This window comes from Rhodococcus sp. IEGM 1406 (genome assembly GCF_030056745.1).
Lineage (GTDB): Bacteria > Actinomycetota > Actinomycetes > Mycobacteriales > Mycobacteriaceae > Rhodococcus_F > Rhodococcus_F erythropolis.
In genome coordinates this window covers 652,968-669,453 of record NZ_JASHKO010000003.1, presented here as the reverse complement: position 1 = coordinate 669,453, position 16,486 = coordinate 652,968, and the positions used below count along the sequence as shown (strand labels likewise).

At 61.2% G+C, this 16,486-nt stretch carries 16 protein-coding genes, 1 pseudogene and 1 riboswitch; of the genes and pseudogenes, 9 read left to right on the top strand and 8 right to left on the bottom strand.

The window, feature by feature from the left end; genetic code table 11:
- Nucleotides 1-16 precede the first annotated feature (16 nt).
- A riboswitch (SAM riboswitch) is annotated at nucleotides 17-131 on the top strand.
- A gap of 53 nt (nucleotides 132-184) precedes the next feature.
- Together QM596_RS18785 and QM596_RS18780 are read left to right on the top strand one after the other, a co-directional pair.
- Nucleotides 185-1,510: an aminotransferase class V-fold PLP-dependent enzyme gene (locus tag QM596_RS18785; RefSeq protein WP_019746685.1), complete on the top strand. Its 1,326-nt coding sequence runs from the start codon at nucleotides 185-187 to the stop codon at nucleotides 1,508-1,510.
- 210 nt (nucleotides 1,511-1,720) lie between these two features.
- Nucleotides 1,721-2,335 (top strand): LLM class oxidoreductase, encoded by a 615-nt coding sequence (locus tag QM596_RS18780; RefSeq protein WP_060939646.1) that lies wholly within the window; start codon nucleotides 1,721-1,723, stop codon nucleotides 2,333-2,335.
- On the opposite strand, the gene QM596_RS18775 is transcribed toward QM596_RS18780, so the two are convergent.
- Nucleotides 2,314-3,192, bottom strand: coding sequence for a DNA-binding transcriptional regulator (locus QM596_RS18775; protein WP_060939660.1), 879 nt, complete (start codon nucleotides 3,190-3,192; stop codon nucleotides 2,314-2,316). The two genes, QM596_RS18780 and QM596_RS18775, sit on opposite strands and share 22 nt — an antisense overlap.
- Nucleotides 3,193-3,335: 143 nt before the next feature.
- On the opposite strand from QM596_RS18775, the gene QM596_RS18770 reads away from it, so the two are divergent.
- Both QM596_RS18770 and QM596_RS18765 read left to right on the top strand, forming a co-directional pair.
- Nucleotides 3,336-4,334: an alpha/beta hydrolase family protein gene (locus tag QM596_RS18770; RefSeq protein ID WP_070387090.1), complete on the top strand. Its 999-nt coding sequence runs from the start codon at nucleotides 3,336-3,338 to the stop codon at nucleotides 4,332-4,334.
- The gene (locus QM596_RS18765) at nucleotides 4,327-5,538 is read left to right on the top strand and encodes a saccharopine dehydrogenase family protein (RefSeq protein ID WP_283309642.1); all 1,212 of its coding nucleotides are present in this window, start codon (nucleotides 4,327-4,329) and stop codon (nucleotides 5,536-5,538) included. The genes QM596_RS18770 and QM596_RS18765 overlap by 8 nt, the downstream gene beginning before the upstream one ends.
- On the opposite strand, the gene QM596_RS18760 is transcribed toward QM596_RS18765, so the two are convergent.
- Both QM596_RS18760 and QM596_RS18755 read right to left on the bottom strand, forming a co-directional pair.
- Nucleotides 5,539-5,883, bottom strand: a complete 345-nt coding sequence (locus tag QM596_RS18760) for a PH domain-containing protein (protein WP_019746690.1) — start codon at nucleotides 5,881-5,883, stop codon at nucleotides 5,539-5,541.
- 93 nt (nucleotides 5,884-5,976) lie between these two features.
- Nucleotides 5,977-6,354: a hypothetical protein gene (locus tag QM596_RS18755; RefSeq protein WP_020906022.1), complete on the bottom strand. Its 378-nt coding sequence runs from the start codon at nucleotides 6,352-6,354 to the stop codon at nucleotides 5,977-5,979.
- 63 nt (nucleotides 6,355-6,417) lie between these two features.
- Between QM596_RS18755 and QM596_RS18750 the strand changes: the two genes are divergently transcribed.
- A complete protein-coding gene (locus QM596_RS18750; RefSeq protein WP_283309641.1) occupies nucleotides 6,418-6,996 on the top strand; it encodes a CGNR zinc finger domain-containing protein in 579 nt (192 codons plus the stop codon).
- Nucleotides 6,997-7,155: 159 nt separating this feature from the next.
- Nucleotides 7,156-8,763, top strand: coding sequence for an ABC transporter substrate-binding protein (locus QM596_RS18745; RefSeq protein ID WP_283309640.1), 1,608 nt, complete (start codon nucleotides 7,156-7,158; stop codon nucleotides 8,761-8,763).
- Nucleotides 8,764-9,104: 341 nt separating this feature from the next.
- On the opposite strand, the gene QM596_RS18740 is transcribed toward QM596_RS18745, so the two are convergent.
- Complete coding sequence (locus QM596_RS18740) at nucleotides 9,105-10,607, bottom strand: MFS transporter (protein WP_283309639.1); 1,503 nt, start codon at nucleotides 10,605-10,607, stop codon at nucleotides 9,105-9,107.
- 158 nt (nucleotides 10,608-10,765) lie between these two features.
- On the opposite strand from QM596_RS18740, the gene QM596_RS18735 reads away from it, so the two are divergent.
- The gene (locus QM596_RS18735; RefSeq protein ID WP_283309638.1) at nucleotides 10,766-11,440 is read left to right on the top strand and encodes a TetR/AcrR family transcriptional regulator; all 675 of its coding nucleotides are present in this window, start codon (nucleotides 10,766-10,768) and stop codon (nucleotides 11,438-11,440) included.
- Here the strand turns inward: QM596_RS18735 and QM596_RS18730 are convergent.
- Nucleotides 11,430-12,389, bottom strand: a complete 960-nt coding sequence (locus QM596_RS18730; protein WP_283309637.1) for a DMT family transporter — start codon at nucleotides 12,387-12,389, stop codon at nucleotides 11,430-11,432. The genes QM596_RS18735 and QM596_RS18730 overlap by 11 nt on opposite strands.
- Before the next feature lie 272 nt (nucleotides 12,390-12,661).
- On the opposite strand from QM596_RS18730, the gene QM596_RS18725 reads away from it, so the two are divergent.
- Nucleotides 12,662-12,940, top strand: a complete 279-nt coding sequence (locus tag QM596_RS18725) for a YHS domain-containing protein (protein ID WP_020968300.1) — start codon at nucleotides 12,662-12,664, stop codon at nucleotides 12,938-12,940.
- Between the two features lie 79 nt (nucleotides 12,941-13,019).
- On the opposite strand, the gene QM596_RS18720 is transcribed toward QM596_RS18725, so the two are convergent.
- Nucleotides 13,020-14,342 carry an MFS transporter gene (locus QM596_RS18720; protein ID WP_283309636.1) on the bottom strand — a complete coding sequence of 441 codons (1,323 nt, stop codon included), beginning with the start codon at nucleotides 14,340-14,342 and terminating at the stop codon, nucleotides 13,020-13,022.
- Between QM596_RS18720 and QM596_RS18715 the strand changes: the two genes are divergently transcribed.
- A complete protein-coding gene (locus QM596_RS18715; RefSeq protein WP_283309658.1) occupies nucleotides 14,302-14,469 on the top strand; it encodes a hypothetical protein in 168 nt (55 codons plus the stop codon). The genes QM596_RS18720 and QM596_RS18715 overlap by 41 nt on opposite strands.
- A 102-nt stretch (nucleotides 14,470-14,571) precedes the next feature.
- Here QM596_RS18715 and QM596_RS18710 read toward each other — a convergent pair.
- Nucleotides 14,572-14,694, bottom strand: a pseudogene (locus QM596_RS18710) (carboxymuconolactone decarboxylase family protein); the annotation flags it as partial.
- A gap of 232 nt (nucleotides 14,695-14,926) precedes the next feature.
- Nucleotides 14,927-16,357: an MFS transporter gene (locus QM596_RS18705; protein WP_283309635.1), complete on the bottom strand. Its 1,431-nt coding sequence runs from the start codon at nucleotides 16,355-16,357 to the stop codon at nucleotides 14,927-14,929.
- Nucleotides 16,358-16,486: the final 129 nt, after the last annotated feature.

The following is a 16,486-nucleotide window of genomic DNA, read 5'->3' as shown; positions in this document are numbered from 1 at the left end:
GCCATCCTCGTTGCCAGGTCACGAGTACCAGTGTTCAGCCCCGGCTTGCTGGTCGGCAACCCTCCTCCGCGGTGGGGTGCTCCGGGTGACGACCCGGCTGCGTTCGAAAACGAATGCGGCAAGCGCGGACTCTTCCGGGGCCATCACCCGACGAACGAGTCCTTGAACGTGAGGATTGTCTTCGATGACTGCTGTATTGAGTGCCGACACCTGCCGCACCACCGCGATTGCCAAGGTTTCGGGTGCTGACCTGCAGGTTCCTTTGGTTCAGGGTGGCGAATGCTCCTACGCCAACTTCGACTACGCCGCGAGTGCGCCGGCATTGGCCCAGGTCACTGACCGAATCGCCGAGTTGCTGCCGACATACGCCAGCGTCCACCGCGGTGCCGGCTACGCGTCTCGGATCTCCACGCTCACCTACGAGAACGCTCGTGAATCCGTTGCTCGTTTCGTGAACTGTGCCGACGATCAGGTTGTCGTCTTCACCCGGAACACCACCGATTCGTTGAACCTGCTTGCGCAGTGCGTCCCCGGCAGCACCGTCGTCCTCGACGTCGAGCATCACGCAAACCTGTTGCCGTGGAACGACGCTCGTATCGTCACCGCTGCAGACACCATCGAAGAGACGATCGAGCGTCTGATCGGTGAACTGTGCACCAAGCCTGCAGCGCTGCTCGCAATCACCGGTGCCTCCAACGTGACCGGCGAGATCCTGCCGATTGCACGCTTGGCTGACATCGCTCATCGTTGCGGCGCACGTATCCTCGTCGACGCAGCTCAGCTGGCTCCCCACCGTCGCATCGACCTGCAGGAATGCGGCGTCGACTACATCGCTTTCTCCGGTCACAAGCTCTATGCGCCCTTCGGCGCGGGTGTTCTGGTCGGACGCCGTGACTGGCTCGACGAGGCTCAGCCGTACCTCGCCGGCGGCGGCGCCGTGCGTGAGGTGACCATCGAGTCCACGGAGTGGGCCTGCGCGCCTGCCCGCCACGAGGCAGGTTCCCCCAACGTTCTCGGTGCGGCAGCCATCGCGACCGCATGCGAAACCCTGCACGCGCTGGACTTCGACGTCATCGCCGAGCACGAGAAGGCACTCACGGCCCAGCTCACCGACGGATTGTCCGCCATCGAGGGCGTCTCGCTCGTGCGACTGTGGAATGACGCACCGGACGCCGTCGGAATCGTCACCTTCACCGTCGACGGATTCGAAGCCGGCGAAATCGCCGCATTCCTCTCCGCCGAGCACGGCATCGGAGTTCGCGACGGTCGCTTCTGCGCACACCCGGTTCTCGCACGCCTCGGCCTCTCCGGCGGTGCAGTTCGCGCCAGCCTCGGCCTCGGTAGCAGCTCGGACGACGTGACGCGGTTGGTAGACGCCGTGAACATCCTGGTTTCGAATCAGCGTGATTGGAACTACGCCAAGACTGCCGGTGCGTGGAACCCCGTGCCCGAGACCCGCCCCTTCCTCGGAGCCGCAGACGACAACGCTGGCGCAGCCGAGTGCGTCTGAGCTGAGCTCGGTCCCCGAAAACTCGAACGGACAACTAGCATGGCAGCCATGGCACCAGCGGATTTCCCCGCCACCCCTTCGAGAGTGAGCATCACTCTCGGTCAGTGGTGCCGTCGCCATGTCGATCTGTGCCGCACCTCGTCAGGAATGTGTTCGAGCTGACGATTCGTCTCGCTCATCCCATACTTTTCTGATTTTCGGAGGTCTCACATGTCTTCACGCGCTTCGCATTCTCTGCACGTAGCGGTCGAGTTGACCGGATCCGGTCACCATCCGGCAGCTGAGGGCGCACCCGGCAACCTGCCCATCATCGGCGGCGACTACTGGGTGGACCTCACCGAGGGCGAAAAGCCTCTCGATTTAGCTTCATTCCCTACCAATGTGGTTCGGATTCGCGCTGCGGACCTGCGTGAGGCACAGCTCGAACGTGCACGGATACGCGCTGCTGTCGCCGAAGAAGGACGCGATCCCGACAGCGTCGCAGTACTGGTCGATCTCGAGATTCTGATCGCGCCGGAAGCTCGCTCCGCCCGTAAAGAGCTTGCACAGTTGGACAGCGCGTTGACGGCGCCGCGGGTTCCCGTTTCGCTTCACTACGTCGGAACGCCTTCCGGTCTCGGCAGTTTGATCGCCGATATCCGAGCTGCCGAGGTCGCCGACGGCGTTACGTTGCTGCCTCTCGCATTGCCTCGCACGCTCGAGCATCTGGTGGACAGCACCATTCCGTGGCTTCAGGATCGCGGACTTGTCACACCGTCCACCGCAGTCGACGAGGTTCTCGGGCGTTTCGGACTGCCACCCCGTCAGCGCACGCTCGCGTCTTGATCGTCACCGATTGCATCTGAGTACAGGTGGAACAGCGACGGTAAGTCGTCGGCACCGTCCACCTGTGCCAGAAGTGTCCAGCATTGCGCAGTGATCGACCGAGCCCTCGTGCCGATCCAGTTGGTGGGCAGTAGTTCCGGTGGCAACAGCGGATCCGGTTCCATGGCTCGCGTGAATTCCGCTGCGAGTTCGATGGTCATCGTGACAGCATCGGTACCCGGACTGTTCTGCAGTTTGTGCAGGCGTGCGGTCGCTACGTCGAGTAGCCGTTCGTATCCGTCAGCGATCTGGTCCAGTGGCCACAACTGCGCGGCAATCTTCACAGGGTCTTCGAGCATGCCCACTTTCAGATCTCGAGTGGTAAGAGAAGACAGGTGCTGTTCGACGTCGAGTTCGGCGGCCGCATCGCGAATATACGGTTCCCAGGCGTGCGGCGAGACGTACAGACCGCCCTGGACGAGCGCGCCGCCGAGGTAAACGACCCTGGTACGCAGCGCATCTCGCGCTTTCCGTGACGACTCCGGAATTGCGAATCCGGCCAGGTGCCAATACCCGTCCCACGGCGTCACAGTGTCGCGGTCTTGTTGATAGGCCAGCCGAACGAATTCGACGTCGGGTTCCATCTCGCGCAGGGCTTTCGGCGTTGCTCGTAGCGTGGCCTGCCGCCCGCGACCTTCCTGAGTGAACTTCCCCTCGGTGACCAACCGCTTGATGCACAGCCGAACCTGTTGATCAGTTTTGCCGAGGGCGTCGGCGGTGGCATAAAGGGTGCGTCCGTCGACAGTTCCGTCCGTGCGCAGTAGTCCCTCGATCAAGATCCTCGTGGGTACATCGACGTCCCTGTCGGTCATCGCCATGTCCTTTCCTCGCTTCTCGACATCTTCGCCCACAACTGTACTATCGAATGCAATACGATCGTTTCAAATTCGTACGTTAGGGCGGGAAGATGGCAGCGGAATCGATGAGCGAGGGCAAGAGTAAGCCTCGTTTACGCAGGTGGATGGTTACTTCCCTGGCGGTGGTCGTTGTTCTGATCGCGACTCTGGTGGGCTGGACGCTGTACCAGAACACCTATGACATCCGTGAGGAAAAAGTGACGATCAACGGGGGATCGGTGCCGCTCCAGGGAGTCCTTGCACTGCCCGAACACGGTGACGGTCCCTTCGGGCTCGTGGTTTTCGTCCACGGAGACGGCCCGGTCGATGCAACACATGAGACGTTCTATCGACCGGTGTGGGAGGCGTTCGCAAAGGCGGGGTACGCGTCACTCTCCTGGGACAAGCCGGGGGTGAATGGGGCACCGGGCAATTGGCTCGATCAGAGCATGGACGATCGCGCGGCAGAAACGGAAGCGGCAATCGAGTGGGCGCGGGGACGTTCGGATATCGATCCGTCTCGTATCGGTCTGTGGGGTGCAAGCCAGGCAGGGTGGGTGATGCCCAAGGTGGTGAACCTCGACCCGGACGTAGCGTTCGTCATTGCCGTGGGTCCCGCGATCAACTGGCTCCAACAAGGCGAATTCAATACCCTTGCAGAACTTTCCGAGAGAAATGCGTCGGCCGACGAGTTCGAGAAAGCGCGGGTCGATCGTGCGAAGAACTTGGATCAGTTGGCCCGTGATGCATCGTTCGACGATCTCGTGGCCTCCGGCGAGGCCGACGGTCTCACCGAAGACCGGTGGAACTTCATCCGAAAGAACTACCTCTCGGATGCGCGAGCCGATCTCGAAACCGTGAAGGTTCCGGTGCTCTTGATCATCGGCGGACAAGACGTCAACGTCGACGTGGCTGATACCGAAAGGGTGTACCGCGAATTACTCGACTCGCCAGGGCAACTGGTGGTCAAGAAGTACCCCGACGCCACTCACTCGATTGTGGAGAAGGACCTCGAAGACTCGGAATTGATGTCGGCTCTGGTGGCCGTTCTTGCTCCCCGTTCGATCTTCGCTCCCGGCTATCTAGCGGATCAGACTGCATTTTTGGAGGGAATTCATGGCTGACGGAATCACGGTTGTCGCACTGGGTGGTGCCGGTGCCATGGGCTCGGCAGCAGTTCGTCTGGCCGCAACATTGCCGGGAATCGGCAAGGTAGTAGTCGCGGATCGCGATATCGATGCTGCGAAGCGTCTTTCAGTTGAACTGGCGCAGGCGTCAGCGGAAGTCGAGGCGCGCAGCATCGACGTCACGGACGGTCGCACGCTACGTGAATTGCTTGACGGCGCAGACGTGGTCGTCAATACGGTCGGACCGTTCTTCCGTTTCGGCGTCGGCATTCTCCAGGCAGCGATCGAGACCGGGACTCACTATCTCGACATCTGCGACGACTGGGAGCCGGCCGTCGACATGCTGGAATTGGACTGTGCCGCGAGGGGAGCCGGAATCTGTGCGGTAGTCGGCATGGGCGCAAGTCCCGGGATGAGTAACCTCCTGGCCGCGATGGCAGTCTCGCGATTGGACGTGGTCGACGATCTGTATACAGCCTGGCCGGTTGATGTCGAGGGCGAGGACGAGTCGGTGGACACATTGAGTGCAGCGGCCGTTCACTGGATGCAGCAGATCAGCGGCACGGTTCCAGTGGTTCGTGCGGGGCGAATCGTCAACGAAGAACCGTTGCTTTCCATCGCACTCGAACTGCCCGGCGGACGTCGGGGGAACGCTTACGTGGTCGGGCATCCGGAGCCGGTGATGTTTCATCGGACCATCAATCCTGCAGGGCATTCGGCAAATCTGATGGTGATCACACCGGAAACCGTGGCGTTCCTCGACGTTCTCCGCTCCGATATCGACAAGGGGAGAATCGATCTCGACTCGGCTGCTGAAGAATTGGGCAAGCCCTCGCTCCGGCGGATGATCCGTGCTGCGCCTCGAATGCTCACGCGTGCCGGTCATGGATCCTTGCCGTTGTTTTTCGCCTCGGCGACCGGGGTGCGCGAAGGTCGAGAGATGCGCGTCGTGGCACGGATCGCTGACGATTCACCGGTATCGGAGTTACTGTCGGACATGGCCGGTGCAACCGGAATCCCCTTGGCGCTCGGCCTTGCTCAGGTGGTGTCCCGGCTGGCCGACGGAACGATTCGGGATCGGGTCGGTGTGCACTCAGCCGAGAGTGTCATCGACCCGGACGTTCTGTTCACTGCACTGGCGCGGTTGTTCGGTCGAACCGACTGGCGTGACATCGTTACCGTCGAATCCGAGTTTCGCTAGTCAGTTCGCGGCGTGCGATCCGATGCGACTGCGGATTTCGGTCTCGACGCGATCTGCGTCCTTGGGGCTGAATGAAGGCGCTCCGCGGCCGGCGAGGGTGAGTACCACCGCGGTCTCCTTCCACGGGCGTGAAAGATCCAGGCTGTACCACGAGCTGAAATCTGTTGTTCCCCAAATTCGTAAGCGTCCACTCAGCCATGACATGACTCCGAGGTCGACGGATTCGATCTGTGAGTACGGAACGAACTTGCTGACAAACGGGAAGTAATAGTGGCGGATCGTGACGCCCTGATCGTCGATTCGGACGGTCCTGTCCTCGTAGATCGTTGATGTCCCTGTACTCACAGTGAAAACCCGGTCCCTGCTGTTCGACGCTCTCGGCGGATGCCGAAAACCAACCATACAGTCTCTACTGGGAGCGGGTGGCCCGCCCGAGTCTCAGGCGCTGGTAGTCCTCGCGACGACGAGATCGCTCACCGCGATCTGAGCGTTGCCGATTGCCGCCTGAACCGGTTCGCAACTACTCGATGCTCTGGCGAGCGCAAGAACTGCGGTGAGTAAGGCGGCGTCGGGCTCTCCTTCGAACGGTCCGCTCTGGACGTCGAACTTTCCAGCTCGCAACTGCTTTCGGGCATTGATTCCAAGTTGTGAAATGACCTCGTCCATCGCGGTCAGGCACTGGGCGAGTGCGCCGATCGACCAGTAGAGATCGGCGGCGACGACAGGCGTCTCCGATGCCACGGTGCCGGCGCGGCGCAATCGGTGATGAGTGTCTCGGAGTATCTCGGGCAGTCTGTGGTCTGCGCAATGTTTCATCCCGCCGCCTCCGTAAGGTGTAAAGTTGGGTTATTCAATTACGGTAAGGCAGGACGGTAAGGGATGCAAGTAGTTTTAGACGATTACGTCGTCGGTGCGTCGTTCGCGACCGACCTGGTCAACACCTCGCCCCGCGTGTGGGTGGAGGCAGGCGACGCGTTGCGTGATCCTCAGGCGCTTCACGATCTACTGGATGAACATGGACTCTCGCCGGATGCGCTCCGCAACGGGCGTCGGCTTACCGGCGGTGAACTTGCCGACGTGCAGGCACTCAGAGAGGAGATTCGTTCGATTCTCGATGCTCCGACTTCTGATGAGCTCGTTGATCGCACTGATCAACTCCTGCAGACTGTCCCGCATCACGTTCGACTCGTGCCTGATGCCCAGTTCGGCTATCGATGGAATGCGTTACCGGACAGAAGAATCGATCTCACGGGCGAACTAACATTATTGATCGGCTACTCGTTGCTGGGGACTCTGCGCACATTGGGGTACGAACGATTCCGCCCATGCGCGTCGCCGACGTGCAACGGGGTGTTTGTCGATACAAGCCGGGGAGGGCGACGCCGCTACTGCATGCCGGCGTTGTGCGGCAACCGAATCAACGTCGCGAATCACCGTCAACGGCAGCGTCGTACTTAGTCGTCAACGATGGCGTCGCACTTAGCGCCTGCGATTGCCCGGTCGATAGTGACAATCGAACAGAGTACGGCCGACTGTATGGGGAACTTCAACGAGATACAGACCACGTCAGTCCCGCACGATTGTCGCCATGGCAACTCCTAGTAGATGGCGGCTCGTATGAAAGCCCGTTCTGTCTCCGCGACAGCAGTTATCAGCGTTGGCGTATTCACTCTGGCCGGGTGTGGCGGCGCATCCAGTCCCGAAGGTTCGGTCGGTGAGTATGCAAAGGACGGCAGTTTCACGACTGTCATCAACGCCGATCCCGGAAATCTGCACCCTCTGATCACCAACCTTACGTCGACTCAGATCGTGAACGCGTACTCGTACGATTCGTTGATCGACATCGATGCGCAAACCCGCACGGTGCGTCCGTATCTGGCGGAGAGTTGGCGTGAAGAAGGAAACACGCTGAAGTTCGTGCTCAAGAAGGGCGTCACTTGTGCGGACGGCTCTTCCTTCACCGCGCAGACCGCAGCCGATGACATCAACTGGGTCATGGACCCTGAAAACGCTTCACCGCTAAGAGGATCCACCGTACCGTCGTCGACGGTCGCGTCCGCGAACGGTGACGAACTGACGGTCACTACAGCCGAACCGGCACCCTTCTTGCTCTCCCGAATAGGCTCGATGCGGCTTCCGTGCGCTGCGACGCTCGAAGACCCGGCCAGTATCCGTTCGAGTAGTAACGGAACGGGTCTGTTCAAGGTCACCGAAGTTGTTCCCAACGATCACATCACGATGGAACGCCGCGACGGTTACACCTGGAGTCCGAACGGTGAGACCACTTCCGACACTCTCGGGGTGCCGAAGACAGTGACGATCAAGATTGTCACCGATCCGAGTACGGCGGCGAATCTTGTTCTCACCGGCGGAGTGAATGCCGCGGCGGTGACCGGTTCGGACGAGGAACGAGTCTTGGCAGCGGGTCTGGATTCGAAGACCTACACCACGTTGTCCGGCGAGTTCATCTTCAATCATTTCGCGGCCCTACCCACGGCAGACCGTGCTGTACGGCAGGCCCTTGTGCAGGCAGTAGACCTGGACGACTACACCGAGATCACCACCGGCGGTAAAGGAACCCGTGCACGCGCCCTCGCGGTTTCGGAACCCCTTGCCTGCGACTACAACAGTGTCGAAGGGACGATCCCCGATTTCGACGTCGATGCAGCAAAGAAAACGCTGTCCGACGCAGGTTGGAAGGCGGGTCCCGACGGCCTCCTGACGAAGGACGGTCGACCGCTTGCCCTCAACGTAATTTTCAACAACTCACGCGATACAAACTCTGCCGCCGCGGAATACGTAGCAACACAGTGGGAAGGACTGGGCGCGAAGGTGAAACTGACTGGCGGCGACTACAGTTTCGTCATTGCCAACACATTCAGCACCACCGACCTGTCGTCGTGGGACGTTTCCATCGGTTTGACGCTGGGGAGTGATACGCCGAGCATCTTTGCGAAGTACTTCACCGGCCCGCCCAAACCTGAAGGAGTGAACTTCGCTTCCCTCGACAACAAGAAGTACATCGAATTGTCCACTGAGGCTTCGCTTCTTCCCGGTGACGAGTCCTGCAAGGTCTGGGAGGAAAGTGAGCGCGCGTTGTTCAACGACATCGACCTGCTGCCGGTATCCACGACTCCCGCTCACATGTTCTTCAACGGCGCAACGTCGATCTACCCGCCGTCGAGCGGAATCCTTCCTGGCTCGGCGATCCGTGTCCTGAAGTAGGACCCTCGGCAAACGCTCACTTTCGGGTATTGATCATCCGAAGTGCAAACCGAAATACCACTGCAGCACCGGCACCTGCAGCCAGGCCGGCGACGACATCGGCAAGAAGAACACCGACGCCTATGCCCAGGACGGCAGCAGCGGCGACGGCAAGGGCGACGTCAGCACGAGGAGCGGCGATCGCGGCATCCTTTCCCCGAGTATCGAACGAGCACCCATCTCAACGGAGCATGTCACGAAACGGTCGTCTGCAGGTGTATCAACCGCAAAATGTGTGAAACGCGTCGGCCCCGGCGGAGTTGGACTCCGCCGGGGCCGTGCTGTGTGTGTTGCGCACTTGCTCAGTGCGTCGAGACGGATTCCTTCGACGTGGTCGGGGACGTATCGGTGTGCTGGCTACCAATCTCCTTGCGGGAGTTCGAGCCGTTGAACCGAGGGAGGAAACCGGCCAGGACGAGTGCGATGACGGCGGATCCGGCAGCGAGGGCCATGACGACGCGGAAAGCGTTCTCCGACGGCAGCGTTGCCCCACCGACGGACATGGTCATCTGGGCGATGACGACACCCGCGATGGCGCTGGCGAATGATGTACCGAGGGAGCGCATCAGAGTGTTGAAGCTGTTGGCCGCTCCGGTCTCGGACGGAGGAACAGCCCCCATGATGAGAGCGGGCATTGCGCCGTAAGCCATACCGGTACCGGCGCCGATGATCACTGCGATCACGATCAGTTCCCAAATCGAGTGCATGGCGAAAATGCCGATGCCGTAACCGATTGCGACCACAATGGCGCCGAGCATGAGCGTCACTTTGGGGCCGTGCGAATTGGTGATGCGTGAGGACAGCGGAGAGATCAGCATCATGATGATGCCGGAGGGAGCCATGACCAGACCTGCGGTGAGCATCGAACCGCCGAGGCCGTAACCAGTGATTTCAGGCAACTGGACTACCTGGGGAAAGACCATGCTGGCGGCGAACATCGCGAATCCGAACACGATGGATGCGAGGTTGGTGAAGAGCACCTGGCGGCGGATGGATACGCGTAGATCCACCAGCGGCTTGGGGGTGCGTAGTTCCCACCATGCCCAGAATCCGAATATCAGGATCGCGGCGCCGAACAGGGAAAGCGTGAGCGTGCTCGTCCAACCCCAGTCGCCACCCTTGGAAATTGCGAGTAGCAGAGCGATGAGGGCGGCTGAGAGTGAGATTGCTCCGCCGAAATCGAACGTGCCTCCTGTGCGAACCGCCGATTCGGGGACCAGGACGACAACAAGAACGGCCGCAAGCGCGCCGAGCACGGCTGATGCCCAGAACAGGACGTGCCAGTCGGCGTACTCGGCGATCAAAGCCGCGATCGGAAGCCCCAGAGCGCCACCGACTCCCAGCGAAGCGCTCATCATCGCAACAGCGCCGGCGAGCTTCTTGGGCGGAAGTACATCGCGCATCACACTGATACCCAGCGGGATGACGCCGGCAGCAAGGCCTTGGAGGATTCGGCCGGCAACGAGGGGGATAACGCTCGAACTGAGTGCTCCGACCACCGAACCGGTTACCAACAGCGCCATGCTGATCAGGAGTAGACGCCGTTTGCCGAACATGTCGCCCAAGCGGCCCATGGTCGGGACGGCGACGGCGGCGGCGAGCAACGTGGCGGTCACAGCCCACGCGGTATCGGACGCCGGCGCGTTCAGGTACTCGGGCAGATGCGGGATGATCGGGATGACCAGCGTCTGCATGAGCGAGACGACGATGCCGGAAAACGCCAGAACAGCCACCACTGCGGTGGTGGCTGGCGACTTCGTTGTCTGTGGCGGCGTTGTCGGTGGTGGAGAAGTGGTTGACGACATTGCGGTAACTCCATCGGAGGAAGAACGAATAATGGTTTAAGTCAGTTGATTGAACTAAAGTTAAATCAAGTGACTGACTTAACGGAAGGGTGCGCCTCCGATCGTGACGAATATCTCCGGTGCCGAGCAGCTTCGGATGGTCGAGGATGATGGTGTCCATGACTACGAGGACTGAGGACGCGTCGGCCGACGTCGGCGGCGCCGCAAATTCCGCGCGCTCTGCTGCAACCCGAGACCGCATTCTCGCCGTCGCCGAGCAGCTGTTCGCCGAGCACGGAGTCTTCGCGGTTTCGAACCGCCAGGTGAGTGAAGCGGCAGGTCAGGGCAACAATGCAGCCGTCGGATACCACTTCGGGACCAAGACCGATCTGGTCCGCGCGATCGTGAACAAGCATTCCCAGCAGGTCGAGAAGAAGCGTGGCGAACTGCTGTGTGAGATCGAAGGGTCCACAAACGTTCGTGACTGGATTTCGTGTCTGGTTCGGGCGTCGACCGATCACTACGCCGAAATGGGTGGCCCGACTTGGTACGCGCGGTTCAGTGCACAGATTCTCACCGACCCGGTCCTGCGGAAAATCGTCTACGACGAGGTATTGGCCTCGCCCACCCTGCAGGAGACGCTTCGGGGACTCTCTGACTGTCTGGCCGACATGCCGATGAGTGTTCGACGCGCCCGCGCGGACATCGGACGCAATGCGATCGTGCACATGTTCGCCGAACGTGAGCGCACGCTTGCCGAAAAGGGGCCGGACGCGGTCACGTCATGGGAGGACTTCACGACCGACCTCGTCGACGCGCTGGTCGGACTTTGGACGGCTCCGATCAGCCGCTGACCGGCCGTTTGTCCGCGCTAGCCGCCCGGTCCGGGGCAACCCTGCGCAATGGATCTCGCGTCGGCGGAAGATCCAGGAGCAAGCCGACTCCGGCAAGAATGATGACAAGACCGCCAACGAGCGCGAAGGTAACAGGCTCGTTCAACCACAGCACTCCGATGGCTGATGCCGAAATCGGAACGAGAAGAGTGACGGCCGATGCCGCGACTGGACCCGCCTGACGAATTATCCAGAAGTAGACCAGGTAGCCACCGGCGGTAGCCCCCAGCCCCAGGGCTGCCACGGCGATGAGTGGACCGACGGTTATGGGCCCTGGCGGGGGCGCGACGGCGGACACGGGCATCAAGAGGGCGACCGCGGCAAGTTGCTGGCCGAGGGCCAGTGTCATCGGCGGAGTGTCCTGGAACGACTTTCGTGCGTAAACACCTCCGACTGCGTACAGCAGCGCCGCGGTCAAAGATGCGCCAATGGCCAGCATTGCGTGACTGTCGATCGCTGACGGAATTCCACCGACGAGCACCGAGACGCCGACGATGCCGATCGCGACCCCCGAGAGTTTTCGCCAGGTGATCTTTTGTCGAAGCCAGAAAGCGGCGACGAATACGGTGAACATCGGCGTCGTGGCATTCAGGATCGACGCCGTCGACGAGTTGAGGCCGACGATCGCAGTTGCGACAAGCGTCAGGGGCCCAGCGACGTTGAGGGCTGCCAGCAGTAGGAATGCAGGAAACCGGTGACCGACCGCGCGCCAGGTCGATCTGCTGGAAGCCGTTATCAGTGCGAGAACCAACGCTGCAACAATGAAGCGGCCGTGCGTCGTGCCGACGGCGCCGAGTGTTGGTGCTGCCACAGCAACGAGGGGGAACGAGCTTCCCCAGAGCGCGCCGACCAACAGCAAAGCTCCAACTACGGCGAATCGGCTGCTGCCGATTGCTTTCCAGTTCTTCATTGCGCCTCTTCGTCGACGACCTCGCGGACATGGATGGTCGATGCCAGACCTACCCTATACCCCCAGTAGGTATGATGCTTCTTGTGTCATGATGCTGTAGTTGATCCGAGACTGAGGACGGATTATTCGTTCTCCTGCAATGGTTTATGTGTCGAGGCGCTGTACGCGCAGACCTTCAAGTTATCTCCTATATACCTATAGGGGGTATATTGGTGGTTGTGTCGGGCTCGCTTTCCGGGCCACATCCGTCCAGCAAAAGAACAGGAATCCCAATGAGTAGTTGTGGCTGTGGAAATACCCCGAAGGCCGACGCCAATGGCGCTGTAGGCACCGTCGGTACGGCGATGCCGACCGGTGGGAAAGACCTACTCAACTCTGGCAGTAGTGAACTCGTCGAATGTCGGGTCATGCCCGGCAGTGTGATCGAAAAGGCGCGTGCCGAAGCGGAAGGCCTGTTCCGTGACTACGAAGGTAATCGGTACTGGTTTTGCTGCAAGGGTTGTGGTCCTCGATTCGACGCAAATCCGCGGAAGTACGCTGACGTGAGCTGAGCGAAAAGTGGTGGTGCAGGCGATGGCTGCACCACCACTTTCGTTGAGGCCCAATCGGGGTTCGGGCAGACCGTCGACATCAGACGGTGCGAGCGCATGCGCACTGGGTGGCCGCCAAGGTGCATTCGCCTCGCGTGGTTTCGTACGTCGCTTGTACGGGCAATTCAGCAACTGTCTCCCGAGGCCAAAGTGCAAATCCTGCAACGGCTCCCACTGCGGCAAGCGCTGCAAGGATGCTCCAAGTGACCGCAAATCCCGCGCTCGAACCAACCCATCCGGCGATCGGATAGGTGACAAGCCAGGCAAGGTGCGACAGGGAGAACTGGGCTGCGAATACCTCCGGTATACCTGCGGGTTCGACGGAGCGCCGAAGTACTTTTCCGGTCGGCGTGACGATCATGGCCATCCCGGCGCCGACGAGTGCCCACACTGCGGCAGTGAGCATCCACGTGAATACACCGGCCACGGCGAGGGCTGCTGCCGCGCTGGCACTGACGACCAAGACAACGGAACCTGCTGTCATCACGGTGCGTTCAGCGGTTCTGTCGAGAACGCGTGGAAGAAGCAGCGCGGTCACCAACGTGCCGGTGCCTGACGCGGCAAGCATCCACGCCACGTCGGATTGGGTTCCACCGAGCTCGTCGCGGACGTAGTTGACGGTGTTGACCACGACGATCGAACCGGCTGCTGCCACCACGAGATTGAGTGCCATGATGCCGCGGAGTCGCGGTGTGGTCACGAAGATTCGCACCCCCGACGCGATCCGATCCCACGCCTTGCGGTGAGTACTCCGACGAGCGTTGGGGATTCGGGTGGCCAGCACGAGCAGTGCCGAGACCGCAAAGCCCACGGAGGTGGCGACGAACAACAGGTTGAATGTCATGAAGGACAGTGCGACTGCGGCAAGAACAGGGCTGAGCAGGCTTTCCATCGTGTAAGCGACCTGCGATGCCGACAGTGCGCGGGTGAAATCGGCCTCGTCGGTCACGACGTCAGGGATGACCGCTTGGAACGTGGGAGTGAACGCTGCCGACGCAGCTTGGAGAACGCCTACCAGCACGTAGATGTGCCAGATCTCGCTGACGAAGGGCAATGCGATCACGACCGCTGCACGAAGGGCGTCGAGGGCAACGAGGAAAGCCCGTCTCGGCAACCGGTCGACGTACGCCGCCGCGAGTGGAGCGATCACGACGTACAGGGACATCTTGATCGTCAGCGCGGTGGCCAGCACAGCTCCGGCGCTCGGCCCAGCGAGTTCGTAGGCGAGTAGACCCAGCGCAACCGTCGCCAATCCGGTGCCGAACAGCGCGATGATCTGGGCGCTGAAGAGCAGGCGATAGTCGCGAATCAAGAACAGACGCATGCTGTTCCGTTCCGGTGCGGTCCCAGCGGTCCGGTTCATCTGGTTTCACTCCCGCGACAAGATTGAAAGCTCCGGTCAGGACATTGAGGGCGACGATTCCGACTACGTCGGCGATCTCGCGATCACCGTAGCCGTGCGCTCGAAGGCCCGCGATGTGTTCGTCTGAAATCGAGGCAGGCTCCCGATAGACGCGAAGTCCGAGGTCGATCATTGCCGCGATGGCAGGATCGGCGGACGTGCCCGCGCGGGCACGCTCGATCTCGTCCGCCTCGACGCCGTTGGCGTGCGCGGCGGCAACGTGGGCTTCGAGGCAAACAGCGCAACCTTGCTGGACCTGCACGGCGATCGAGATTCGCTCGGTGATCTTGCGGCTCAGTTTCGCTCGCTTCATTGCCCGGCTGAGTTGCAGATAGCCACCCAGTACGGCGGGCGAATGAGCCATCGCCGCGACCATGTCACCGACCTGTCCATGACGGTTGACGAGTTCGGCGAGAAGGTCTTTAGATGCACCGACAGCGGTGGCGGGTGTGAGAGATGCAAGGCGCGACATAACGAGTCCTAAGTGGTTCCGCCGGTGGTGGGTTCGGCTGGTGACAGCCGGCCGAACCCACCACCGGAGTTGGTCAAGAATTGACGGTGGATTGAACGGTTCGAGGATCGTCGACCTTGGTCGACCGCATCACGACCGCGGTGATTGCTGCGCCCACCACTGCGATGGCGGCTGCTCCCAGGAACACGGCGGAGAAACCGTTCGTCAACTCCGTCAGGTCACCGAGTTGATCAGCGCCGAACACTGCTGCGATCGCGGTCATCACCGCGAGGCCGACAGCCGAGCCGACCTGGTAGCTGACGTTGACGATGCCGGAAGCCAATCCGCCCTCTTCCGGGCGTGCAGCCGAAATCGCCGTACCGAGTGAGGGAATGAACGCCAGCGTCATACCTGCCGCAGCCACGAGCGACGCCGGCAGTACGTCGACCCAGAAGTTGCCGGTGGGCCGGATCAACGACATCCAACCCAAACCGATTCCCAGTACCAGCAATCCGGTCACGATCATCGCTTTTGCACCGAAGCGTGCCATGGCCCGTGGTGCCACGACGACCATGCCGAGCATGACGAAGATCGTCATCGGCAGCAGCGCCGCACCGGCCGGGAAGGCGCTGTATCCGAGCACTTGCTGCAGGTACAGGTTCAGGAAGAACCACATCGGTATCCAGGCAGCGCCGAGGACGAGCTGAGCGATGTTCGCGGCACCGAGGTTGGGCGCCTTGAAGATTCCCAGACGCACCAGAGGTTCCCGACGCTTGGACTGGATCAACACGAATGCACCCAACAGAGCGGCCGAAACGGCGAGCGCCAGCCACGTCTGCCCGGATCCCCATCCGACATCAGGTGCTCTGACGATGCCGAAGACTCCCACAGCAAGACCTGCGGTGACAGCGAGTGCGCCGAGGAAGTCGATCGACCCGGTACGTGCCGGTGCGTTCGGCATCAGGAGGGGAGTAGTGATCAGCGCGATGACGGCGATGGGAATGTTGAGGTAAAACACCCAAGGCCAGCTGGTGTATTCGGTGATGACGCCGCCGAGGAACACTCCGGCCGTACCGCCTGCCGGGGCGGCAGCGCCGTAGATGGACAGCGCCTTGGTCATCTCTTTCTGCGTGCTGCCGAACAGCATCATCAGCAAGGTGAGCGCCGATGGTGCGATGAGTGCGGCACCGGCACCCTGAACGGCGCGGCCCGCAAGTTCGACGGCAACGTTACCGGCGGCACCGGCGACAACGGAACCGATCAGCAGGATCAGCCAACCAGCGGAGAACACTCTGCGGGCGCCGAACAGGTCGGACAGGCGGCCGCCGAGGAGGAGTAGCCCACCGAATGCGATGACGTACGCATTGAAGACCCAGGTCAGGCCTTCCTGGGAAAAGCCGAGATCGCTCTGCATCTGGGGGAGAGCGACACCGATGATCGAGGTGTCCATGATGACCATGAACTGAGCGGCGGCGATCAACGCCAACGCCCACCACTTACGGGTGGATTTCGGTTGTGTGGACATTCTGAGTTCCTTACCTGTACGGGGTATAGATGATGCTCGTGTGGTCAGGGGGTGTCGAAAGCGGGCCTGGGCGACATCGGCGCAGCGCTTCGTTGAGGTGCGCGGGGAAATGCTGTTCTTGGAACTCAT